This window comes from Lysobacter dokdonensis DS-58, assembly GCF_000770795.1.
Taxonomy (GTDB): Bacteria; Pseudomonadota; Gammaproteobacteria; order Xanthomonadales; family Xanthomonadaceae; genus Noviluteimonas; species Noviluteimonas dokdonensis.
This window is the reverse complement of record NZ_JRKJ01000002.1, coordinates 71,498-90,966: the sequence shown is the minus strand read 5'-3', so window position 1 is coordinate 90,966 and position 19,469 is coordinate 71,498. Positions and strand designations below refer to the sequence as shown.

The window sequence follows — 19,469 nt, the reverse complement described above, 5'->3', positions numbered from 1 at the left end:
CGCATTCAGGTGACTGATCGGAAAAATGTTCCCTGCGCGCGCAACGCGCGCTGACCGGCATGCCCGACGGGCGGCGTTTGAATCCGACGAACACACGCGCGTCACGGTGCGTTAGCACGCCAGGCTCACGGGCAGGCGCACAGGATGCGCAAAGTCGCCGGACAGTCGCTTGCGACGATGAATGGCGGAGGGGCAGGGACATGAAGCAGTACCGCAACGTGGTGGCGTTCTTCCTGATGTGCGGCGCGGGTGCATTGCTCGCGGCGGCAGGCGACACGCTCACCACACCCGATGGCGGCATCACCGCGGATTTCGCATTCCGCCCGAGCATGCCGCCGCAATCGCTCAAGCAAGTGCCGGTGTGGACGGAGATCGAGCGCATGCTCGATAACGCCAACGCGATCGGCGTGTGCCCCAACGACCCGACCGGCAACGCACTGCCCGGCAACGCGCAGGGTTACGGCGCGCGGTGCTCGACGATCCAGCGCCGCCGTTCGTTCCTGCCCGCCGGTTGCACCTACGATCCGTCCACCGGCCTGCCGCCGTGCAACGACGCGTTGCTGCCGCGCCTGGTGGTGCATCCGCTCACCTACAACCCGATCACCGGCGAGCAGATGCGCATGCTCGATCCGGCGTTCCCCGGCGTTGGCGCGTTCGCCAATCGTGGCCCGGTGTCGGCCGGTGCGGCGCGTTTGCCGAACGGCGCGACGCCCGTGGTGGACTTCAACAGCCCGCTGGTGAACGACGGCGGCGACCCCGGCGAACCCGCGGGTTATTCGTCTGCGGCCGTATGCGGCACCGAAGCGTTGGTCGGCTACACCGAAACGCGCCCGGTGTGCGCGAACCAGACCGGGCGCCTGTTCGATCCGACGCGCACCGCCGGCGGGCAACCGCGCGGCTTCGTCGCGCGCTTGCGCAAGCCGAGCATCGCGCAGAACTACCTCGTCAATTCCGCCGCGGCGCTCGCGGGGCGCGCGCAGGCGCTGCAACCGTCGATCCCGAGCGACTACGTGCGCGACCCGGCCATGGCGATCGCGCTGGGCAAGGCGCTGTTCTGGGACATGCAGTTGGGCAGCGACGGCGTGCAGGCGTGCGGTTCGTGCCATTTCAACGCCGGCACCGACGACCGCGTGCGCAACTCGATCAACCCCGGCCATCTCGCCGGTGACACGCAGCTGGAAATCTTCCGCAACCGCCACCTCGACACCGACGAAGTCGCCTCCGACCAGGACGTCAACCGCGCGCTCGAAGGCATCGACTGGCCGACGCACCGCCTGACCAACAAGGGCCAGCCGGGCGAGCCGCTGATCAATCCGAACAACAACACGCGCGACACAAACGATGTCATCGGTTCGATGGGCGTGCGCCTGCGCCGCTTCACGGACATCCAGGTGCCGGGCACCGGTTCCTTTGCGCCGGCCGCCAACGGCGTGCGCGCGTTGCTGCCCGAAGTCGGCGTGACCCTGACCGACGAGATCCCGCTCTTCCGCAACTTGCGGCGCGTGGAACCGCGCAATACGCCGACGATGATCAATTCGTCGTTCTACTACGACAACTTCTGGGACGGACGCGCGAGCCACGACTTCAACGGCGGCAGCGTGTTCGGTGCGGCCGACCCGCAGTCGCACGTGTACGTCGACTCGGGCGGCGCGTTGCAGCCCACGCGGCAACTGATCCGATTCTCGAGCGTCGCCTCGCAGATCGTCGGCCCGGCGCTGTCGGATTTCGAAATGTCGTTCCGTGGCCGCAACTGGCAGAAGATCGGCAAGAAGCTGTTGCAGGGCAACAATACGGCCGCCTCGCCCGATGTCGTGCCGTTGGCCAACCAGCTCGTCGCGGTGAGCGACAGCGGCATGGGCCCGTGGTCGAACCAGGGCGGTTCACGTTGCGTCGCGCTCGGCCGCACGACGGCGGCGGGACGCCCGGGCCTGTGCGTGTCGTATCGCGAGATGATCCAGCAGGCGTTCTTCCCGGGGCTCTGGCAGAACACCGCGCAGCATCTCAACGGAACGGCGCGTCCTTGCACGAGTGCGCTCAACGGCGTGGTGACGCCGGCAGGATGCGATCCGTTCGATGGCTTCGTGCTCGCCATCGCCGGCGGCGCGGCCGCACCGGCCGACCGCAACCAGTTCACGCAGATGGAAGCGAACTTCTCGCTGTTCGCGGGGCTCGCGATGCAGGCGTACACCGACATCCTGGTGTCCGACGATTCGCCGTTCGACCGCTTCCTCGACCGCAACCCGCAGGCCTTCGTTGCGTTCACGCAGGCGATTTCCTCCTGCAACGCCACCGGCAATCGCCAACCGTGCGTCACGCAGGTCGAAGGCTTCAACCGCGCCACGCCGGTCGAACCGGAAGACGACCGCCTGCGCGGCATGGACCTGTTCTTCGGCACCAACCTCAGCACGCGCAATCCGACCCTGCAGAACGCGCGTTGTGGCGGTTGCCACGGCGGCGGCCTGATGAGCAACAACAGCTGGATGAACACCAATCGGCTGATGCCGATGGACTTCGTGCGCGAATTCTCCACGCCGGGCACCAAGCTGGCGCGCAAGCCGATGGGGATGCCGCGCCTGGCGACGGGCTTCCTGCTCGAATCGCTGGTCAACGGCAACGCGGTCAATGCGATCCGCCGCGACTTCATCAACCCGCGCTTCGGCCTGGATGCGAACGGGCAATCGCGGCCGCAGGGCGCTTCGTTCTTCGACACGGGCATGTACAACATCGGCGTGCGGCCCACGGACGAAGACGCGATGCGCGGCGGCCTGGATCCGTGGGGCTGGCCGCTGTCGCTGATCGCGTTGCAGCTGAAGAACCTGGGCGGACCGACGATGGTGCCGGGGACGCGCTTGCCGACGTTCGACCCGAACGCAGAGGCGTCGTGCTCGCCGCGTTGCACCACCGGTGGCTTGTTCGCGCGCACCGCCCAGGACCAGAACATCAATCCGGGCTTCAGCGGCCGCATCATCACGCCGCGCCTGCCGTCGACGCTCGCGCCGTGGATGCCGCCCTTCATGCTCGGAAAGGCGCATCCGGTGGTCGATGAAGTCGACATCGGGCTCAACACGGTGACCACCGTGCCGATCCAGGACGGCTACCTCGACGTGCGCGGCCCGTTCAATTCGCGCGCGCGCCTCAACCAGCAGACCAACGCCGCGCAGGGCGCGCTCGCGGGCACGTTCCCCAACGTCAATCGCGTCGGCGGGATGGGCGGCAGCAAGGTGCCGTCGCTGCGCAACGTCGAACTCACCGGCCCGTACTTCCGCAACGGCGGCAAGGTCACGCTGCGCCAGGTGATCAACTTCTACGCGCACGCCGGCGACTTCCCGGTCACCAACGGCGCGGAAAAGGACGCCAACATCGTGGACCTCGACCATGAGCAGCCGATCGTGCTGAGCACGAACGAACGCATCGCGCTGACCTCGTTCCTGCTCTCGCTGACCGACGAGCGCGTTGCGCGGGAGCAGGCGCCGTTCGACCGGCCCGAGCTGTTCATCCCGAACGATGGCCGTGCGCCGGACAACACCGGCGGCCGCGCGCGCATCGCGGCGCAGGCCAATGCGGCGAGTTCGTGCGGCACGGCGATCTGCTATCGCCGCCTCGCGCCGACCGGTGCGGCCGGCCACGCGAATCGCCTGCCGTCGTATCTCAACGTGCAACGCACGTTGACGAACGGCGTCAACAACGACCACTTCGACCAGTAGCGCGATGCGCACTGCCGGTCGAGTGGTCCTCGGGGTCGTGTTGATCGCGGCGGCGTTCGCCATCGCCACGGCGTGGCGGCATCCGCGCGTGGCGCCCGTGTCCGTCGCGCCCGCGCCCGTCGCGCCTGCGAAAGTCTCCGACGCCGCATTCGAAACGCCGGCGCAACCGCAACAACGCATGGTCGTCGCCTTCAAGCTGCCCACCGACATCACGCGCGGCCATTACCTGGGCGAGCGGTGGGTCTCGCCGCCGAAATTCGCTTTCGCGCAGGCGGGCAGGGAGTACACCGCGCAGGCGAAATTGCAGCAGGTCGGCGACGATGGCACGCGCACCGACCTCAGCGGCGATTGGTCGACGAGCGATCCGAACATGATCGCCATCAGCCACGACGCGGCGGGGCAGGTCACCCTCGTCGTGCGCGAACCGGGCGAGGCGCAACTCACGGCGTCCGCGGGTGGGCAGCGCAAGGTCCTGAAGGTACGCGCGACGCGGACGGACGATGCGATGGAGGTCGCCTTCGTCCAGTAGCTTGCGTGCGACCGCAACGGCATGGCCCAATCGCCGGACTTGGGGACTCGGGCTTCCACGCACATGGCAACACGAACGACGTCGCCGCTCGCCGGCATCCGGTGGCTGCGCGACGCCATCAACCTCGGCGGACGCAGCCCGGGCACGCTGGTGCTCGCGGCGGCGATGGTGCTGCTCATCGGGCTCGTGCCGAGCCTGGTCACCTTCGCCTTGCAGTACTTCTTCCGCAACAGCACGGTGGCCACGGGGATCGCGTTCGGGGTATCGCTGCTGGTCGGGCTTGCGCTCTCGCCGGTGTTCGCGGGTTTCCTGCAGGTCATCCATGCCATCGAGACCGGCCGCGGCGCGAAGGCGCGCGAGATCTTCGCGCCGTATCGCAACGGTGCGTGGAAGCCGGTGATCGGGTTCGCGCTCATGATGTGGCTGGTTTACATCGTCGGCATCGCGCTGGTCGTGCTGGCCGCAGGCGATGAGATGCGCACGGTGTACATCGAGTCGCTGTCGCAGGGTCAACCGATGCGGATGGAGACGACGCCGCCGGGCTTCTGGCGCGCTTTCGGTGTCGCCAGCGTCATCGGGGTGGTGGTCGCTTCGGTATGGGCGATCGGTTACGGGCAGGTCGCGAACGGGCGGCGCCCGGTGCTCGGTGCGTTCGTCGACGCGTTCACGGGCATGGTGAAGAACCTCCCCGCGATCCTCGTGTTCGTGATCGGCGCAGCCTTGCTCACCGTCGTGCTGGTGATCGTCTTCCTGCTCCTGGCGATGGTGCTCGGCCTGGTCGCGAAGTTCGTCGGCGCTTGGCTCGCGGGGGTGTTGCTGGTGCCGCTGTACATCTTCTTCGCGCTCGGCGCCTACATCTGGATGTTCGGCGTGGCTTACGCGATGTGGCGCGATATCTGCGCTGAGTGAGCGCCATGCCCGTTGACGATCAGGTATCGGGCATCACGTATTTCGAGGGCGCCGGATTCAGATGCCCGCACTGTTTGCATGTGCGGTGTTCGCGCGAGGAATAGAACCGGTCGAACACGGGCGGGAAATCCAGCTCGATGTTCACCAGCTTGAAGAACTCCTCGTACAACTTTGCGTTGCACTGCTCGCAGAACCACAGCAGGCCGTCTTCTTCATGCGGCAGGCGCTTGCGTTCGATGACGAGGCCCACCGAATCGGGCATGCGCTGCGGCGAATGCGGCACGCGCGGCGGCAGCAGGAAGGTCTGGCCCGCGCGGATCGGGATGTCGCGCACCGCGCCGTCTTCCTGGATCCGCAGGATCATTTCGCCTTCGAGCTGGTAGAACCACTCGGCGCCTTCGTCCCAGTGATAGTCGGTGCGCTGGTTCGGGCCGCCGACGACCATGACGATGAAATCGCCGTCGAACACCACCTTGTTGCCCACCGGCGGCTTCAACAGATGGCGGTGTTCCTCGATCCAGGCCTGCAAGTCGAGCGGGGCGGGGAGCATGGTCAGTCCTCCGCGCGCCGCAACGCGGCGACGCACTTGAGTTCGATCGCGATCGGCGTGGGCAACGCGGTGATGCCCAGCGTGGTGCGGCAAGGCGCGCTCGCCGGATCGGCGAAGTGCTCGGCCCAGATGGCGTTGTAGGCCTTGAAGTCGCGCGCCATGTCGGTGAGGTACACCGTGACGTCGACGAGGTCTTCCCAACGGGCGCCGCTCTCGGTGAGCACCGCCCGCACGTTGGCGAACACCGCGCGCGCCTGCGCTTCGATGTCGTACTTGCGCAGGCGGCCGTCGGCGAAATACTCGTTGCCGGCGATTTCGTTGGTCGCCGGATCGCGCGGGCCGATGCCGGAAAGGAACAACAGATCGCCCACGCGCCGCGCGTGCGGATACACGCCCACGGGCTTCGGAGCGCTGGCAGCCTGGATCACGTCGCTCATGCGCGTGCCTTCGAGGTACGGATACGCGCGATGGCCGCGTCGTATGCCGGTTGCAGTTCGTCGGGCGTGGCCACGCCGAGCCCGAGGTCGTTGACGCGCCCGTCGAGCAGCGAATAGCACCAGCCGTGCACGCTCAGCGCCTGCCCGCGCGCCCATGCATCCTGCACGATGGTGGTCTGGCACACGTTGACGACCTGCTCGATGACATTGAGTTCGCACAGGCGCGCGTGGCGCAGCGAATCGAGATCCACTTCCTCCAGCAGCGCCGCATGCTTGTTGGCCACGTCGCCGACGTGGCGCAGCCAGTTGTCGGCGAGCCCGATGCGCGCGCCGGTCATGGCGGCCTGCACGCCGCCGCAGCCGTAGTGGCCCGTGACCAGGATGTGCTCGACCTTCAGCATGTCCACGGCGAACTGGATGACAGACAGGCAGTTGAGGTCCGCATGCACGACGACATTGGCGATGTTGCGGTGGACGAATACCTCGCCCGGATCGAGCCGCATGATCTGGTTGGCAGGCACGCGCGAATCCGAGCACCCGATCCACAGGTACTTCGGCGATTGCTGCGCGGACAGGCGCTTGAAGAAGGTCGGGTCGTCGCGACGGACCTGTTCGGCCCATTCCCGGTTGTTGCGCAGCAAGTCGTCGAGTTTGCGGGTCACAGGGCAATCCCCACGTTCCGCGGGTCGGTGAAGAAACGCATCGCTTCCAGTCCTCCCTCGCGGCCCAGGCCCGATTGGCCCATGCCGCCGAACGGCGTGCGCAGGTCGCGCATCAGCCAGGTATTGATCCACACCATGCCCACGCGCAGTCGCGCGGCGACGCGATGCGCGCGATTGAGATCGCGGGTCCACACCGACGCCGACAGGCCGTAATCGCCGCAGTTCGCGCGATCCACCGCTTCGTCGTCGTTCTCGAAGTGTTGCAGCGTGGCGACAGGCCCGAATATCTCGTCGGTGTTGGTCGCGCAATCCGGCCCGAGGCCGTCGATGACCGTCGGCGCGATGAACCAGCCCGGGCGCTTCAACGCATTGCCGCCGCAGCGCAGCTGGCCGCCTTCGACTTTCGCGCGGCCGATGGCGGCCATCACCTTGTCGAAGTGCGCCTGCGACACCAGCGGGCCGAGGTCGACGTCCGGATCCATCGGGTCGCCGACGCGCAGGGCAAGCGCGCGCTCGACGAAGGCATCGCGGAATTCGGCGTAGATGCGCCGCTCGACGAGGATGCGCGAGCCGCACAGGCAGATCTGGCCGCTGTTCTGGAAGGCCGAACGCACGATCACGTCGAGTTGCGATTCCCAGTCGCTGTCGGCGAAGACGAGCGTCGGATTCTTGCCACCGAGCTCGAGCGAGACTTTCTTCAGCAACGGCGCGGCGAGGGTGGCGATGCGCTTGCCGACCGCGGTGCTGCCGGTGAAGGAGATCGCCTTCGTGCGCGGATCGAGCACGAGCGGCTCGCCGACGTCGGGCCCGAGCCCGTGCACGATGTTGAGTACGCCTTTCGGGAATCCGATCTCCGCCGCGAGCTGCGCGAGCATCGTCGCCGTGTGCGGCGTGACTTCCGAGGGTTTGGCAACCACCGTGTTGCCGGCCGCGAGCGCGGGCGCGATCTTCCAGGTGAACAGATACAGCGGCAGATTCCACGGCGAGATCGTGCCGACGATGCCGAGCGGTTGCCGCAATGTGTAATTCAGCCCGGCCTGGCCGTGGTGCGACTCGCTGGAGAATTGCGTCGCGGCGTGCGCGAAGAAGCGCAGGTTGCTGATCGCGCGCGGGATTTCGATTTCGCGTGCGAGACGCAGGGGCTTGCCGCCGTCGCGCGATTCGGCGTGCGCGAAGTCATCCAGGCGCGCTTCGACCGCATCGGCCAGGCGTTCCATCCAACGAGCGCGTTCGCTGTTCGGCAGGCGCGACCATGCGGGGAATGCACGTTCGGCGGCGGCGAGGGCGGCATCGACGTCGCGCGCATCGCCGGCGGCGACCTGGCCGTAGGGTTGCGCGGTGGCGGGGTCGAACACGTCGATCCAGCGGCCACTGGCCGCCTCGCGTGCTTGCCCGTCGATCCAGTGCGTAAGGCGCATGGCGATCAGCTTACAGCGACTTCGTGCGCCCGCCGTCGACTGGCAGGTTCACGCCGTTGATGTACCCCGCCGCGGGGGAACACAGGAACGCGATCACCGCGCCGAGTTCGGATGCATCGGCGAAACGCCCCGCGGGTACCGTGGCAAGCATGCCCTTCGCGATGGCGTCTTCCGGTTGGCCGGTGGCCTTTGCGCGGTCGCCGAGGATCTGGTCGAGCCGTTGCGTGCGCGTGTAACCGGGCAGCACGTTGTTGACGGTGATGCCGTCGCCGCCGACTTCGGTCGCCAGCGTCTTCGCCCAGCTGGCCACCGCGCCGCGGATGGTGTTCGACACGCCCAGGCCCGCGATCGGTTCTTTCACCGAAGTCGAAATGACATTGACGATGCGGCCGAACCGCGCGGCGCGCATGCCGGGCAACACGGCCTGCGCGAGCGCCTGGTTGGCGAGCAGGTGCTGGCGGAACGCGCGCTCGAATGCGTCGCTTTCGGCGGCGTTGACCGGACCGCCCGGCGGGCCGCCGGTGTTGTTCACGAGGATGTGCACGGGCTTTCCGGCAGCAAGGGCCTGCGCTTGCGCGCGAAGGCGATCGGTGTCGAGCACGTCGGCGGAAATCCAGGCGTGTTGCTGGCCATCGCTGCGGGGCAGCTCGTCGGCGAGCGTTTCGAGCACGTCGGCGCGCCGCGCGAGCAGCGTGACATCGGCGCCGAGCAGCGCGAGTTCGCGCGCGGCGGCGCGGCCGATGCCTTCCGAGGCGCCGCACACGAGCGCGTGCTTGCCGGTGAGATCAAGATCCATGTCGGTCTCCGGCGCGCGACGCGGCGAGCGCTTCGCGCATCCATTGGGCGACGCTGCGTGCGTCGTCGGTGTCCTGGGCGCCGAGCTTGCCGATGACGGCTTCGCGATTGGCGTCGGGGTGGTTCTGGCTGAGCTTCACTTTCGTGTCGATGCGGTCGACATGCAGCCGGAAGCCGACGATGCCGCGCAACTGCGAACGATGCGCGTCGTCGTCGACATAGCGCCACTGCTCGCCCACCTGCGTTTCGAAGCGCGCGCTCAGGTCGGCGACGATGGAGGCGAGATCGTCGGTGCCGGTCAGCCGTTCGAGCGTGCCGTGCAGGTGCGCGACGACGTAATTCCACGTCGGCACGCGCGTTTCTTCGACCTTGTCCGTGTACCAGGACGGCGAGACGTACGCATGCGGGCCGTGCACGATCGCCAGCGCCGGGCCGGTGTGCGAGGACTGCGGGTTCGGCTTCGCCCAGTGGCCACGAAGCGCGAGTCGGCCGCCGTCGCGTTCGATCAGGACCGGGAGATGGCTGACGACGGGCGCGCCATCGACGACGGTGACCAGCGTGACGAACGGATCGGCGGCGAGCAACGCGTCGAGCGCGGCGGGGTCGTTCGATGCGAAGGCGCGCGGCGTGTACATGGGCCTCAGTGGCGCGGCGGGAGTTGCACGACCATGCGGGCGCGCAGGGCTTCGTCGGTGTCGGCGCGCGGCGGTGCGACTTCGTCGAGGTCGAAGCCGCGGTCGATGGCGTCTTCGCGGTCCAGGCCGTCGTACTCGACGAACTCCGCGTCCATCAGCGCGGCGCGCGCGCTGTCCTCGCTGTCGTAGGCGAGGGTGTTGCCGTCGCTGTCGAACACTTCGGCCGTGCCCGCCTCGCGCACGCGCATGCGCGCCCAGACGATGGTGCGGCCCAGCGTCGCGAGCCACCAATTCGTGTTGCCGTCTTCGTGATCAGCCATACGCCTGCGCCCAGAGCCACAACATGCCGGCGAACGCCAGGCCCGCGATGATCACCAGCAGCGACACGCGCGCCGGCGTGGCGAGCCCGCTCAGGCCGCTGTCGCGCGCCGACTGGTAATCGCCGCGCAGCAACCACGCGAGCGCCGACGGTTTGAGGAATGCGCCATGCCCGAGCACGGCCGTGATCTCCGGATGCTTGTCGCGGATGTGCACCAGCGCGAGCGGCCAGAAGATCACGAACGCCGTGGCGCCGGCGATGGCCAGCGCGAGGAAGAGCAGGGCGAAGAAGAGGATCAAATGCTCAGAACTCCGCGTGGCCCGGCGTGCGCGGATACGGGATCGCGTCGCGGATGTTCGACAGGCCGCAGACGTACACGACCAGGCGTTCGAACCCGAGCCCGAAGCCCGCGTGCGGCACGGTGCCGTAGCGGCGGAAATCGCGATACCACTGGTAATGCGCGGGATCCAGGCCGAACTGCGCGATGCGCGCGTCGAGCACGTCCAGGCGTTCCTCGCGCTGCGAACCGCCGATGATCTCGCCGATGCCCGGCGCGAGCACGTCCATCGCCGCAACCGTCTTGCCGTCGTCGTTGAGGCGCATGTAGAACGACTTGATGTGCTCGGGGTAATTCATCACCACGACCGGGCGGCCGACGTGTTGTTCCGTGAGCCAGCGCTCGTGTTCGGTCTGCAGGTCCAGGCCCCATTCGACCGGGAAGTCGAACTTCACCTTGGAGGCCTGCAGCAGCTTGATCGCGTCGGTGTACTCGATGCGTTCGAACGGCGCGTTGACGAAGGTTTCCAGGCGCGTGATCGCGGACTTTTCCACGCGCTCGGCGATGAACGCCATGTCGTCGGCGCGTTCGGTCAGCACCGCGCGGAACAGATACTTGAGGAAGTCCTCGGCCAGGCGTGCGTCGATGTCGAGGTCGGCGAACGCGATTTCCGGTTCGATCATCCAGAACTCGGCCAGGTGGCGCGTGGTGTTGCTGTTCTCCGCGCGGAAGGTCGGGCCGAAGGTGTACACCTTGCTCAGCGCCAGGCAGAACGCTTCGACGTTGAGCTGGCCCGAAACGGTGAGGAAGGTTTCCTTGCCGAAGAAGTCGCGCGAGAAATCCACGGCGCCGGCGGCGTCGCGCGGCAGGTTTGCCATGTCGAGCGTGGAGACGCGGAACATCTGGCCCGCGCCTTCGGCATCGGACGTGGTGACGATCGGCGTGTTGACCCAGTAGAAGCCGTGCTCGTGGAAGAAGCGATGCACCGCCTGCGCCAGGCAGTGGCGGATGCGCGTCACCGCGCCGAACAGGTTGGTGCGCGGTCGCAGGTGCGAGACCTCGCGCAGGAATTCCAGCGAATGCGGCTTGGGCTGGATGGGATAGGTTTCCGGGTCTTCGACCCAGCCGACCACTTCCAGGTGCGTGGCCTGGATTTCATACGACTGGCCCTTGCCCTGCGAGGGCACGAGCGTGCCGCGGGCGATGACGGCGCAACCGGCGGACAGGTGCCGGACTTCGCTCTCGAAATTGCCGAGGGCCTCGGTGGCGACCACCTGGATGGGCGCGAAGCAGCTGCCGTCGCTGACGTGGACGAAGCTGAGGGCGGCCGTCGCGTCGCGCCGGGTGCGCACCCAGCCGCGGACCGTGACTTCTCCGCCGGCGGGCATCTTGCCCGAGAGCGCGTGTTCGACGCTGACCACCGTCATGCCTTGAATCTCCGAGAGGGCGAAACCACTTCCTGAACACATAAGTGTAGCCGCACCGGCATCGCCGGTCCGCCCCCTCTACAATGTGCGCTGCACACCGGAGTCCCCCATGGCCGTCACCCTCGCGCCCGCCGCCCTCGACCGTGTCCGCGGTTACCTGCAAGCCGCGCCCACCGCGCTGGGCCTGCGTTTCGGGGTGAAGAAAACCGGCTGTTCGGGCTGGGGGTACCTCGCCGACATGGCGAAGGACGAGCGCCCCGGGGACACCGTGTTCGAGCAGGACGGGGTGCGGATCTACGTCGACGCCGAGAGCCTGGAGTTGATCGACGGCACGCAGATCGACTTCGTGAAGCAGGGCCTCAACGAGCAGTTCGTGTTCCGCAACCCCAACGTGACGGCCGAATGCGGCTGCGGGGAAAGCTTCACGACCCGGGCCGACGTGGCCTGACGCCCTTCGGGGTTGCCTCAACCCCTTGATTCCCCCATAATTTCGCGCCCCGCGGAACGCCCGCGGGTTTCTTGCTCCACCGGGTGGCTGTATCGCTGCACTCCCCGGGGGGCTGTCCGGCCTGCGAAATCGGGCCACATCCTCAAGGAACCACCATGCGTCACTATGAAATCGTGTTCCTGGTCCATCCGGACCAGAGCGAGCAGGTGCCCGCCATGATCGAGCGCTACAAGTCGCTCATCGAAAACGGCGCCGGCAAGATCCACCGCCTGGAAGACTGGGGCCGCCGCCAGCTGGCGTACCCGATCGAAAACCTGGTCAAGGCGCACTACGTGCTGCTGAACATCGAAGCCGACCAGGCCGTGCTCAACGAGCTCGTCGACACCTTCCGCTTCAACGACGCCGTGCTCCGCCACCTCGTCATGAAGCGCGACGACGCGGTCACCGAGCAGTCCCTGATCATGAAGAACAAGGACGAGAAGGGCGACAAGCCCGAGCGTGGCGAACGTCGCCGCCGCGATGACGACGGTGCCGTGGGCATCGCCGACAACGACGACGCCGCCGAAGCCGCCTAAGGAGCACACGACATGTCCAAGTTCTTCCGCCGCCGCAAGTTCTGCAAGTTCACGGCCGAGGGCGTCAAGGAGATCGATTACAAGGATCTCAACACGCTCCGCCAGTACCTCACCGAGACCGGCAAGATCGTCCCGAGCCGCATCACGGGCACCAAGTCGAAGTACCAGCGCCAGCTGCAGTCGGCCGTCAAGCGCGCGCGTTTCCTCGCGCTGATCCCGTACACCGACAACCACAACGCCTAATCGTCCATTCGGACAGCAACAGTTGCGGCGCGCATCGCGCGCCGCTAACGAATCGGAGTAAATGAAATGGATCTGATCCTTCTCCAGAAGGTCACCAACCTCGGCAACCTCGGCGACAAGGTCAAGGTCAAGCCGGGTTACGGCCGCAACTTCCTCGTCCCGCAGGGCAAGGCCGTGCCGGCCACCGCCGGCAACGTCGCCGAGTTCGAAGCCAAGCGCGCCGAATACGAAGCCAAGGCCAAGGCCTCGCTCGACGGTGCCGAAGGCCGCAAGGCGCGCCTGGAAGGCACGTCGGTCACCATCGCCGCGAACGCGTCGACGGAAGGCAAGCTGTACGGTTCGGTCGGCCCGCGCGACATCGCCGACGCCCTGACCGCCGCCGGCACGCCGGTCGAGAAGTCCGAAGTGGTGATGGGCGAAGGCCCGCTGCGCAACATCGGCGAATACGACGTCCTCGTGCACCTGCACGCCGACGTCGAAACGACCGTCAAGGTCATTGTCGTCGCCGAAGCCGCGTAAGCGCGATCAAGCAATACGACGAACGGGCGCCCCTCGGGGCGCCCGTTTTTTTTGGCATCTCATCCCGTGCGACGGACATCCGGTTCGATTTGCACCGGTTATCCACAGAGTTGTCTGCAACGCATGTCGCCCGAGGGCGACTAGGATCGCCCGTCAGGGCAGGGGAGACGGAAGACCGATGAGCGGACGCAATGGGTTGCGGGATGCCGCGTTCGCAACGCGCAACGACCACAAGGTCGAGCAGTTGCGCGTGCCGCCGCAGTCGGTGGAAGCCGAACAGGCGGTGCTCGGCGGCCTGATGCTCGCGCCCGATGCGTACGACCGCGTCGCCGACCTGGTCGTCGAAACCGACTTCTATCGCCGCGACCACCAGTTGATCTGGCGCGCGATCCGCGAACTCGCCGAACGCAACAAGCCCTACGACGCGGTGACGCTCGGCGAATGGTTCGAGTCGATGGGCCTGGCCGAACAAGTAGCCGGCGGTGCCTACCTGATCGAACTGGCCAGCACCACGCCGTCGGCCGCCAACATCAAGGCCTACGCCGAGATCGTGCGCGACAAGGCGGTGCTGCGGCAGCTGATCGACGTCGGCACCAACATCGTCAACGACGGTTTCATGCCCGAAGGCCGCGACAGCGGCGAGCTGCTGGCCAAGGCCGAGCAGGAAGTGTTCGCCATTGCCGAAGCCGGCGCGCGCGGCCGCACGGACTTCACCGCGGTCAACACCGCGCTGTCCGAAGCCTTCGACGTGCTGCAGAAGCGCTACGAGAACGGCGGCAGCGTCACCGGCCTGCCCACCGGTTACACCGAATTCGACGAAATGACCGCGGGCCTGCAGCCCACGGACCTGTTGATCCTCGCCGCGCGCCCCGCGATGGGCAAGACGACGCTCGCGCTCAACATGGCCGAGTACGCGGCGATGAAGACAAAGAAGGCCGTCGCGGTGTTCTCGATGGAAATGTCGGCTTCGCAGCTCGCGCTGCGCCTGATTTCCTCCACCGGCCGCGTCAACGCCACGCGCCTGCGCACCGGCCAGCTCGAGGACGAGGACTGGAGCCGCGTCACCAGCGCGATCCGCCTGCTGCGCGAAGCCAAGATCTTCATCGACGACACGCCGGGCCTCTCGCCCGAGGTGTTGCGCGCCAAGGCGCGCCGCCTCAAGCGCGAGCACGACCTCGGCCTGATCGTCATCGACTACCTGCAGCTGATGTCCGTGCCGGGCAACAGCGAAAACCGCGCCACCGAAATCTCCGAGATCTCGCGCTCGCTCAAGGGCCTGGCGAAGGAACTCAACGTGCCGGTGATCGCGCTCTCGCAGCTCAACCGCTCGCTGGAAACGCGTACCGACAAGCGCCCGGTGATGGCGGACCTGCGCGAATCGGGCGCCATCGAGCAGGACGCGGACGTGATCGTCTTCATCTACCGCGACGACTACTACAACAAGGAAAACTCGCCGGACAAGGGCCTGGCCGAAGTGATCATCGGCAAGCAGCGTAACGGCCCGACCGGTTCGATCAAGCTGAAGTTCTTCGGCGAATACACGCGGTTCGACAACCTGTCACACGACTCGGTGGGCAGCTTCGAATAGCGCACGCGGCAACGATTTTCTTTCCCCCGGGAGGATCGGCGATGGCGTACGTGTACACGGTGGAATTCCGCATCGGGCCCCAGGACGAGGAGGGCGCGCCCGAATCGGGCCTGCGCAAACACATCCTCGCCGACGACCGCTACGAGGCCGTGCAACTCGCCCGCCAGTTGCTGCGCCTGCAGGAGCCGGACATCGACGCCGAGCGCATCGATCTGTTCAAGGTGGTCCGCCGTCCGTAGCGTCGTAGAATTCCCGCCCATGGCACGCCCGACCTCCGCGACGATCCACACCGACGCCCTGCGCCACAACCTCTCGCAGGTGCGCGCGCGCGCGCCCGGCAGCCGCGTCATGGCGGTGGTCAAGGCCGACGGCTACGGCCACGGCCTGGAACGCGTGGCGCGCGCATTGCAGGGCGCCGATGCCTTCGGCGTCGCCGCGCTCAGCGATGCCGAACGCCTGCGCGCCGCGGGCCTGTCGCAACCGATCGTCCTGCTCTCCGGCTTCGACGCGGCCGACGACCTGCCGCAGTTGCGCCGCCTCAACGTCGAAACCGTCGTGCACCACGCCACGCAACTGACGATGCTGGAACAGGCGCCCGACGGCGACCCGATCCGCTGCTGGCTGAAGGTGGACAGCGGCATGCATCGCCTGGGCTTCGCGCCCGAGTGCGTGCGCGAGGCGTACGCACGCATGCAGGCGATGCCGGCCGTCGCCGATGGCGTCGTGCTGATGAATCACTTCGCGAGCTCCGACGAATTCGCGAACGGCCCCGGCGACGGCGCGCAGACGAAAGCGCAGATGCGCCTGTTCGACGAGGCCACCGCGGGACTCGCGGGCCCGCGTTCGCTCGCCAATTCCGCCGCGGTCCTCGGCTGGCCCGACGCGCATGCCGACTGGGTGCGCCCCGGCGGCGCGCTGTACGGCATCTCCGTGGTCGAAGGCACCACGGGCGCGGACTTCGACCTGCGTCCTGCAATGACGCTGGGCACGCGCCTGATCGCGGTGAACCGCGTGTGCAAGGGCGAGCGCGTCGGCTACTCGGCGACGTGGACCTGCCCGGAGGACATGCCGATCGGCGTCGCTGCGATCGGTTACGGCGACGGCTATCCGCGCCACGCGCCGTCGGGCACGCATGTGTTGCTCGATGGTCGCCCGGCGCCCATCGTCGGCCGCGTGTCGATGGACCTGATGACGCTCGACCTGCGTAACCATCCCGGCGCAAAGCCCGGCGATCCGGTCGTCCTGTGGGGCGACGGCCTGCCGGTGGAAACCATCGCCGCGGCCGCGGGCACCATCGGCTACGAGCTGGTGTGCTCGATCACCCGCCGCGTGCGCTTCGTCGAGGCCTGACCGCAACCGGCGCGCGGCCGCCCGTATCGAATGCAGGTCCCGGTTCCCCGAGGCCTGCCATGGGCACGTACCGATTCCCCTTCGATGCACGCAGCCTGGTCGCGCTCGTCGCGCTGGCGTGGCTCGCGTCCTTCGCGCACGAGTTCACGCACCACGCCGCCGGCGCCTGGCTGTGCGGCGTGCCCGGGCGCATGAGCCTGTCGTTGTTCGCGCTCGACGTCGCGTGCGGCGAACGCTGGCCGTGGACGACGGCCGCCGGCCCCGCGCTGAGTTACGTGCTGATGTGGATCGGCATGGCGCTCATCGTGCGCGACATGCGGCGCGGCGCGGATCCGTGGTGGGGTTTCGCGCTGGTGATCGCGAACAAACCGTTCCTGCGATTGCTGACCGCCGTGATGGGCGGCGGCGACGAAGGCGTGTTGTGGGATCTGCTCACGCCCGATGCGGGGCGGTGGATCGCGACCGCGACGGTCATCGCCTTGTCGTTGCCGCCGATGATCGTCTGCTGGCTCGCGTTGAAGCCACGCAATCGCGGTCGTGTCTTCGCGGCGGCCTTCCTCGTGCCGATGCTGCCGCTGCTGCCCGTGCCGTTCCTCGACCGCGCGGTCTACGGCGCATGGTTCGACGGCACCACGGTCCTCGGCGCGTGGTTCGGCGTGCCATGGACCGTCTGGGCCATCGAAGCCGGCGTGCTCGCCGCGCTCCTGCTCGCGCGCGTTTGGATGCCGCGTACGGCCGCGTCGAGCGCCTTCGCGCGTTGACCCTGTCGCGCCGGGCGTGATTCACTCCCGGGCAATCCCGGAGAGGAACGCCGCATGGCCACGAAGGCCCGCCGCAGGCGCGCAACGCGCGAACCCATGTCGCGGGTCGACACCGCGTGGCTGCGCATGGAACGCGGCACCAACCCGATGATGATCACCGGCGTCCTCATGTTCGCCGAGGCGATGTCGCTCAAGGCGCTGAAGCAGGTCGTCAAGACGCGGTTCCTCGAATACGCACGCTTCCGCCAGAAGCCGATCGACACGCCGGCCGGCGCGTACTGGCAGGACGACGAGAACTTCGACCTCGACTGGCACGTGCAGCTCGCCGCGCTCCCCGGCAAGGGCGGCAAGCGCGCACTCGAGCGCTACGTCAGCCAGCTCGCATCGAGCCCCCTCGATGCCAGCCGTCCGTTGTGGCAATTCCACCTCGTCGAAGCCTACGAAGGCGGATGCGCGCTCGTCGCCCGCATCCACCACAGCTACGCCGACGGCATGGCGCTGGTGCAGGTGCTGCTCTCGCTCACCGACACCTCGCCCACGGCGGTGAAGGGCAGCGACCTCGGCAAGGCATGGTTGAAGGACGAAGCCGTGCCGGTCGAACGCCGCGTCGGCGCCGCGCAACGCGCGATGAAGCTGGGCGGCAAGATGCTCGGTTCGGGCATGGCGATCTATCGCGATCCCTCGCTCGGCACGCTGCTCGCGAAGGAGGGCGGCGAAATCGCGCGCGAACTGTTGCAGGCGCTCGCGTTGCCCGACGATCCGCCGTCGTTGTTGCGCGGCGACCTCGGCACGACCAAGCGCGTCGCGTGGGCCGAGCCGCTCGACCTCGAAGACGTCAAGGCCGTCGGCCGGGCAAGCGGATTCACCGTCAACGACGTGTTGATGGCTGCGGCCGCCGGCGCGTTGCGCAGCTACATGCTCGAACGCGGCGCGGACGTCGACGGCATCACGCTGCGCGCGACGGTGCCGGTCAACCTGCGCCCGCTGGAACACGCGAAGAAACTCGGCAACCACTTCGGACTGGTGTTCCTCGACCTGCCGGTGGGCGAAGCCAATCCGATGCGCCGCCTGGAATACGTCGGCGAATGCATGCATCAGTTGAAGGCTTCGCGCCAGGCGATCGTCGCCTTCGGGCTGCTCGCCGCGCTCGGCATCGCGCCCCCGGCGGTGCAATCGCTCGCGCTGGAGTTGCTCAGTCGCAAGGCGACCACGGTGGCGACCAACGTGCCCGGCCCGCAGCAACCCCTGTATCTCGCCGGTTGCATGGTGCGCGAGATGATGTTCTGGGTGCCGCAGACCGGTTCGATCGGCGTCGGCATTTCGATCCTGAGTTACAACGGCCGCGTGCATTTCGGCCTGATCGCCGATGCGAAACTCATCCCGGATCCCGATGCGGTGATCCGCCGCTTCGGTCCGGAATTCGACAAGTTGTTGTACCTGGCGTTGATGGGCGACTGGGATCGCGAGCTCGATTCGGTGGCGGCCGAAGCGTTGCTCGCCTGACTCGTGCTTGAACGCATGAATGCGTTCCTCACCCGTTGCGCACGCTGTCCTGCTTAGCTTGACACCCGCATTCAGCGGACTTCCCCCGCAAGCAAGGAGCAGCTCCATGAAGATTTCCATGATCGCCGGTGTCGTCGCCACGGGTCTCGCGCTCGCCGCATCCGGTTGCGCGACCTACACCGGGCAGACGAATGCACCGGACGATCCCAACCGCACGCAGCGCGGTGCGCTGATCGGTGCCGCCATCGGCGTGGCCGCCGGCCTGCTCACGGGCGACGATGCGGTCGAGCGCCGCCAGCATGCGCTCGTCGGCGCGGGCGTCGGTGCACTCGCCGGCGGTGCGGTCGGCGCGTACCAGGACAAGCAGGAAGCCGAACTGCGCCGCAACATGGCGGGCACCGGCGTCGATGTCGTTCGCCAGGGCGACAACATCACGCTCAACATGCCCAGCGGCATCACGTTCGACTTCAACAGCTCGACGCTGAAGCCGGAATTCGGCGGCGTGCTCGACAAGGTGTCGCAGACGCTGACGCAGTACAACCAGACCGTCGTCGAGATCGCCGGCCACACCGACAGCGTCGGCACCGACCAGTACAACCAGGCGCTCTCGGAGCGTCGCGCGAACACGGTCGCCGGCTACCTCGGTTCGCACGGCGTGCTGCAGCAGCGCATGATCGTCGTCGGCGCCGGCGAAACGCGTCCGATCGCCAGTAACGATACCGACAGCGGCCGCGCGCAGAACCGCCGCGTGGAAATCACGCTCGTCCCGGTGGAACAGCAGTCGGGCGGTTGATCGCTCGCCGTCGCGAAGACCAGGAGG

The 19,469-nt window shown here is 67.5% G+C and carries 22 protein-coding genes; 13 read left to right on the top strand and 9 right to left on the bottom strand.

Going from position 1 to position 19,469, the window contains the following annotated elements; genetic code table 11:
• The first annotated feature begins 200 nt into the window (after nt 1–200).
• The 3 genes from LF41_RS00810 (at nt 201) to LF41_RS00800 (ending at nt 5,142) form a co-directional block, all read left to right on the top strand.
• Nucleotides 201–3,704, top strand: coding sequence for a cytochrome c peroxidase (locus LF41_RS00810; protein ID WP_036164480.1), 3,504 nt, complete (start codon nt 201–203; stop codon nt 3,702–3,704).
• A 4-nt stretch (nt 3,705–3,708) separates the two neighbouring features.
• Nucleotides 3,709–4,233: a hypothetical protein gene (locus LF41_RS00805; protein WP_152599817.1), complete on the top strand. Its 525-nt coding sequence runs from the start codon at nt 3,709–3,711 to the stop codon at nt 4,231–4,233.
• A gap of 63 nt (nt 4,234–4,296) precedes the next feature.
• Nucleotides 4,297–5,142 (top strand): hypothetical protein, encoded by an 846-nt coding sequence (locus LF41_RS00800; protein ID WP_036164476.1) that lies wholly within the window; start codon nt 4,297–4,299, stop codon nt 5,140–5,142.
• Nucleotides 5,143–5,161: 19 nt separating this feature from the next.
• Here LF41_RS00800 and LF41_RS00795 read toward each other — a convergent pair whose 3' ends face one another.
• Genes LF41_RS00795 through asnS form a run of 9 tightly spaced genes read right to left on the bottom strand, consistent with a single transcriptional unit; the run spans nt 5,162 to nt 11,662 of the window.
• Nucleotides 5,162–5,692 (bottom strand): 3-hydroxyanthranilate 3,4-dioxygenase, encoded by a 531-nt coding sequence (locus LF41_RS00795; RefSeq protein WP_036164474.1) that lies wholly within the window; start codon nt 5,690–5,692, stop codon nt 5,162–5,164.
• 2 nt (nt 5,693–5,694) lie between these two features.
• Nucleotides 5,695–6,129 (bottom strand): RidA family protein, encoded by a 435-nt coding sequence (locus LF41_RS00790; protein ID WP_036164472.1) that lies wholly within the window; start codon nt 6,127–6,129, stop codon nt 5,695–5,697.
• Nucleotides 6,126–6,791, bottom strand: coding sequence for a carbonate dehydratase (gene can / locus LF41_RS00785; RefSeq protein WP_036164470.1), 666 nt, complete (start codon nt 6,789–6,791; stop codon nt 6,126–6,128). Before can ends, LF41_RS00790 begins: the two co-directional genes overlap by 4 nt.
• Nucleotides 6,788–8,209: an aldehyde dehydrogenase gene (locus LF41_RS00780; protein WP_036164468.1), complete on the bottom strand. Its 1,422-nt coding sequence runs from the start codon at nt 8,207–8,209 to the stop codon at nt 6,788–6,790. Before LF41_RS00780 ends, can begins: the two co-directional genes overlap by 4 nt.
• Nucleotides 8,210–8,219: 10 nt before the next feature.
• Nucleotides 8,220–9,005 (bottom strand): SDR family oxidoreductase, encoded by a 786-nt coding sequence (locus LF41_RS00775; RefSeq protein WP_036164466.1) that lies wholly within the window; start codon nt 9,003–9,005, stop codon nt 8,220–8,222.
• Nucleotides 8,995–9,639: an FMN-binding negative transcriptional regulator gene (locus tag LF41_RS00770; protein WP_036164465.1), complete on the bottom strand. Its 645-nt coding sequence runs from the start codon at nt 9,637–9,639 to the stop codon at nt 8,995–8,997. Before LF41_RS00770 ends, LF41_RS00775 begins: the two co-directional genes overlap by 11 nt.
• A 5-nt stretch (nt 9,640–9,644) precedes the next feature.
• The gene (locus LF41_RS00765; RefSeq protein WP_036164464.1) at nt 9,645–9,959 is read right to left on the bottom strand and encodes a hypothetical protein; all 315 of its coding nucleotides are present in this window, start codon (nt 9,957–9,959) and stop codon (nt 9,645–9,647) included.
• Nucleotides 9,952–10,257 (bottom strand): hypothetical protein, encoded by a 306-nt coding sequence (locus LF41_RS00760; RefSeq protein ID WP_036164463.1) that lies wholly within the window; start codon nt 10,255–10,257, stop codon nt 9,952–9,954. The genes LF41_RS00765 and LF41_RS00760 overlap by 8 nt, the downstream gene beginning before the upstream one ends.
• Before the next feature lie 4 nt (nt 10,258–10,261).
• On the bottom strand, nt 10,262–11,662 hold the full coding sequence (asnS, locus tag LF41_RS00755) for an asparagine--tRNA ligase (RefSeq protein WP_036164462.1): 1,401 nt from the start codon (nt 11,660–11,662) through the stop codon (nt 10,262–10,264).
• A gap of 109 nt (nt 11,663–11,771) precedes the next feature.
• Here asnS and LF41_RS00750 point away from each other — a divergent pair, with 109 nt between their 5' ends.
• The 10 genes from LF41_RS00750 to LF41_RS17250 all read left to right on the top strand — a co-directional run bounded on the left by LF41_RS00750 (nt 11,772) and on the right by LF41_RS17250 (nt 19,442).
• Entirely contained in the window at nt 11,772–12,110 is a 339-nt protein-coding gene (locus tag LF41_RS00750; protein WP_036164461.1) for a HesB/IscA family protein, read from the top strand.
• Between the two features lie 155 nt (nt 12,111–12,265).
• On the top strand, nt 12,266–12,685 hold the full coding sequence (gene rpsF, locus LF41_RS00745; protein WP_036164460.1) for a 30S ribosomal protein S6: 420 nt from the start codon (nt 12,266–12,268) through the stop codon (nt 12,683–12,685).
• 12 nt (nt 12,686–12,697) lie between these two features.
• A complete protein-coding gene (gene rpsR, locus LF41_RS00740; protein ID WP_036164458.1) occupies nt 12,698–12,928 on the top strand; it encodes a 30S ribosomal protein S18 in 231 nt (76 codons plus the stop codon).
• A gap of 66 nt (nt 12,929–12,994) precedes the next feature.
• The gene (gene rplI / locus LF41_RS00735) at nt 12,995–13,447 is read left to right on the top strand and encodes a 50S ribosomal protein L9 (protein WP_036164456.1); all 453 of its coding nucleotides are present in this window, start codon (nt 12,995–12,997) and stop codon (nt 13,445–13,447) included.
• A 178-nt stretch (nt 13,448–13,625) separates the two neighbouring features.
• Complete coding sequence (locus tag LF41_RS00730; RefSeq protein WP_036164454.1) at nt 13,626–15,035, top strand: replicative DNA helicase; 1,410 nt, start codon at nt 13,626–13,628, stop codon at nt 15,033–15,035.
• A 41-nt stretch (nt 15,036–15,076) separates the two neighbouring features.
• Nucleotides 15,077–15,274, top strand: coding sequence for a hypothetical protein (locus LF41_RS00725; protein WP_036164452.1), 198 nt, complete (start codon nt 15,077–15,079; stop codon nt 15,272–15,274).
• 19 nt (nt 15,275–15,293) lie between these two features.
• Entirely contained in the window at nt 15,294–16,385 is a 1,092-nt protein-coding gene (gene alr / locus LF41_RS00720) for an alanine racemase (RefSeq protein ID WP_036164451.1), read from the top strand.
• A 59-nt stretch (nt 16,386–16,444) separates the two neighbouring features.
• The gene (locus LF41_RS00715) at nt 16,445–17,146 is read left to right on the top strand and encodes a hypothetical protein (RefSeq protein WP_036164449.1); all 702 of its coding nucleotides are present in this window, start codon (nt 16,445–16,447) and stop codon (nt 17,144–17,146) included.
• Nucleotides 17,147–17,200: 54 nt separating this feature from the next.
• Nucleotides 17,201–18,649 (top strand): WS/DGAT/MGAT family O-acyltransferase, encoded by a 1,449-nt coding sequence (locus LF41_RS00710; protein WP_036164448.1) that lies wholly within the window; start codon nt 17,201–17,203, stop codon nt 18,647–18,649.
• A gap of 106 nt (nt 18,650–18,755) precedes the next feature.
• The gene (locus LF41_RS17250; protein WP_036164446.1) at nt 18,756–19,442 is read left to right on the top strand and encodes a YiaD family glycine zipper/OmpA-like lipoprotein; all 687 of its coding nucleotides are present in this window, start codon (nt 18,756–18,758) and stop codon (nt 19,440–19,442) included.
• Nucleotides 19,443–19,469: the final 27 nt, after the last annotated feature.

Excerpts from the sequence above, each read along its gene's own strand:
- LF41_RS00810 (WP_036164480.1), top strand. The coding sequence starts at position 201 with ATGAAGCAGTACCGCAACGTGGTGGCGTTCTTCCTGATGTGCGGCGCG.
- LF41_RS00805 (WP_152599817.1), top strand. The coding sequence starts at position 3,709 with ATGCGCACTGCCGGTCGAGTGGTCCTCGGGGTCGTGTTGATCGCGGCG.
- LF41_RS00800 (WP_036164476.1), top strand. The coding sequence starts at position 4,297 with ATGGCAACACGAACGACGTCGCCGCTCGCCGGCATCCGGTGGCTGCGC.
- LF41_RS00795 (WP_036164474.1), bottom strand. The coding sequence starts at position 5,692 with ATGCTCCCCGCCCCGCTCGACTTGCAGGCCTGGATCGAGGAACACCGC.
- LF41_RS00790 (WP_036164472.1), bottom strand. The coding sequence starts at position 6,129 with ATGAGCGACGTGATCCAGGCTGCCAGCGCTCCGAAGCCCGTGGGCGTG.
- LF41_RS00780 (WP_036164468.1), bottom strand. The coding sequence starts at position 8,209 with ATGCGCCTTACGCACTGGATCGACGGGCAAGCACGCGAGGCGGCCAGT.
- LF41_RS00775 (WP_036164466.1), bottom strand. The coding sequence starts at position 9,005 with ATGGATCTTGATCTCACCGGCAAGCACGCGCTCGTGTGCGGCGCCTCG.
- LF41_RS00770 (WP_036164465.1), bottom strand. The coding sequence starts at position 9,639 with ATGTACACGCCGCGCGCCTTCGCATCGAACGACCCCGCCGCGCTCGAC.
- LF41_RS00765 (WP_036164464.1), bottom strand. The coding sequence starts at position 9,959 with ATGGCTGATCACGAAGACGGCAACACGAATTGGTGGCTCGCGACGCTG.
- asnS (WP_036164462.1), bottom strand. The coding sequence starts at position 11,662 with ATGACGGTGGTCAGCGTCGAACACGCGCTCTCGGGCAAGATGCCCGCC.
- LF41_RS00750 (WP_036164461.1), top strand. The coding sequence starts at position 11,772 with ATGGCCGTCACCCTCGCGCCCGCCGCCCTCGACCGTGTCCGCGGTTAC.
- rpsF (WP_036164460.1), top strand. The coding sequence starts at position 12,266 with ATGCGTCACTATGAAATCGTGTTCCTGGTCCATCCGGACCAGAGCGAG.
- rpsR (WP_036164458.1), top strand. The coding sequence starts at position 12,698 with ATGTCCAAGTTCTTCCGCCGCCGCAAGTTCTGCAAGTTCACGGCCGAG.
- rplI (WP_036164456.1), top strand. The coding sequence starts at position 12,995 with ATGGATCTGATCCTTCTCCAGAAGGTCACCAACCTCGGCAACCTCGGC.
- LF41_RS00730 (WP_036164454.1), top strand. The coding sequence starts at position 13,626 with ATGAGCGGACGCAATGGGTTGCGGGATGCCGCGTTCGCAACGCGCAAC.
- LF41_RS00725 (WP_036164452.1), top strand. The coding sequence starts at position 15,077 with ATGGCGTACGTGTACACGGTGGAATTCCGCATCGGGCCCCAGGACGAG.
- alr (WP_036164451.1), top strand. The coding sequence starts at position 15,294 with ATGGCACGCCCGACCTCCGCGACGATCCACACCGACGCCCTGCGCCAC.
- LF41_RS00715 (WP_036164449.1), top strand. The coding sequence starts at position 16,445 with ATGGGCACGTACCGATTCCCCTTCGATGCACGCAGCCTGGTCGCGCTC.
- LF41_RS00710 (WP_036164448.1), top strand. The coding sequence starts at position 17,201 with ATGGCCACGAAGGCCCGCCGCAGGCGCGCAACGCGCGAACCCATGTCG.
- LF41_RS17250 (WP_036164446.1), top strand. The coding sequence starts at position 18,756 with ATGAAGATTTCCATGATCGCCGGTGTCGTCGCCACGGGTCTCGCGCTC.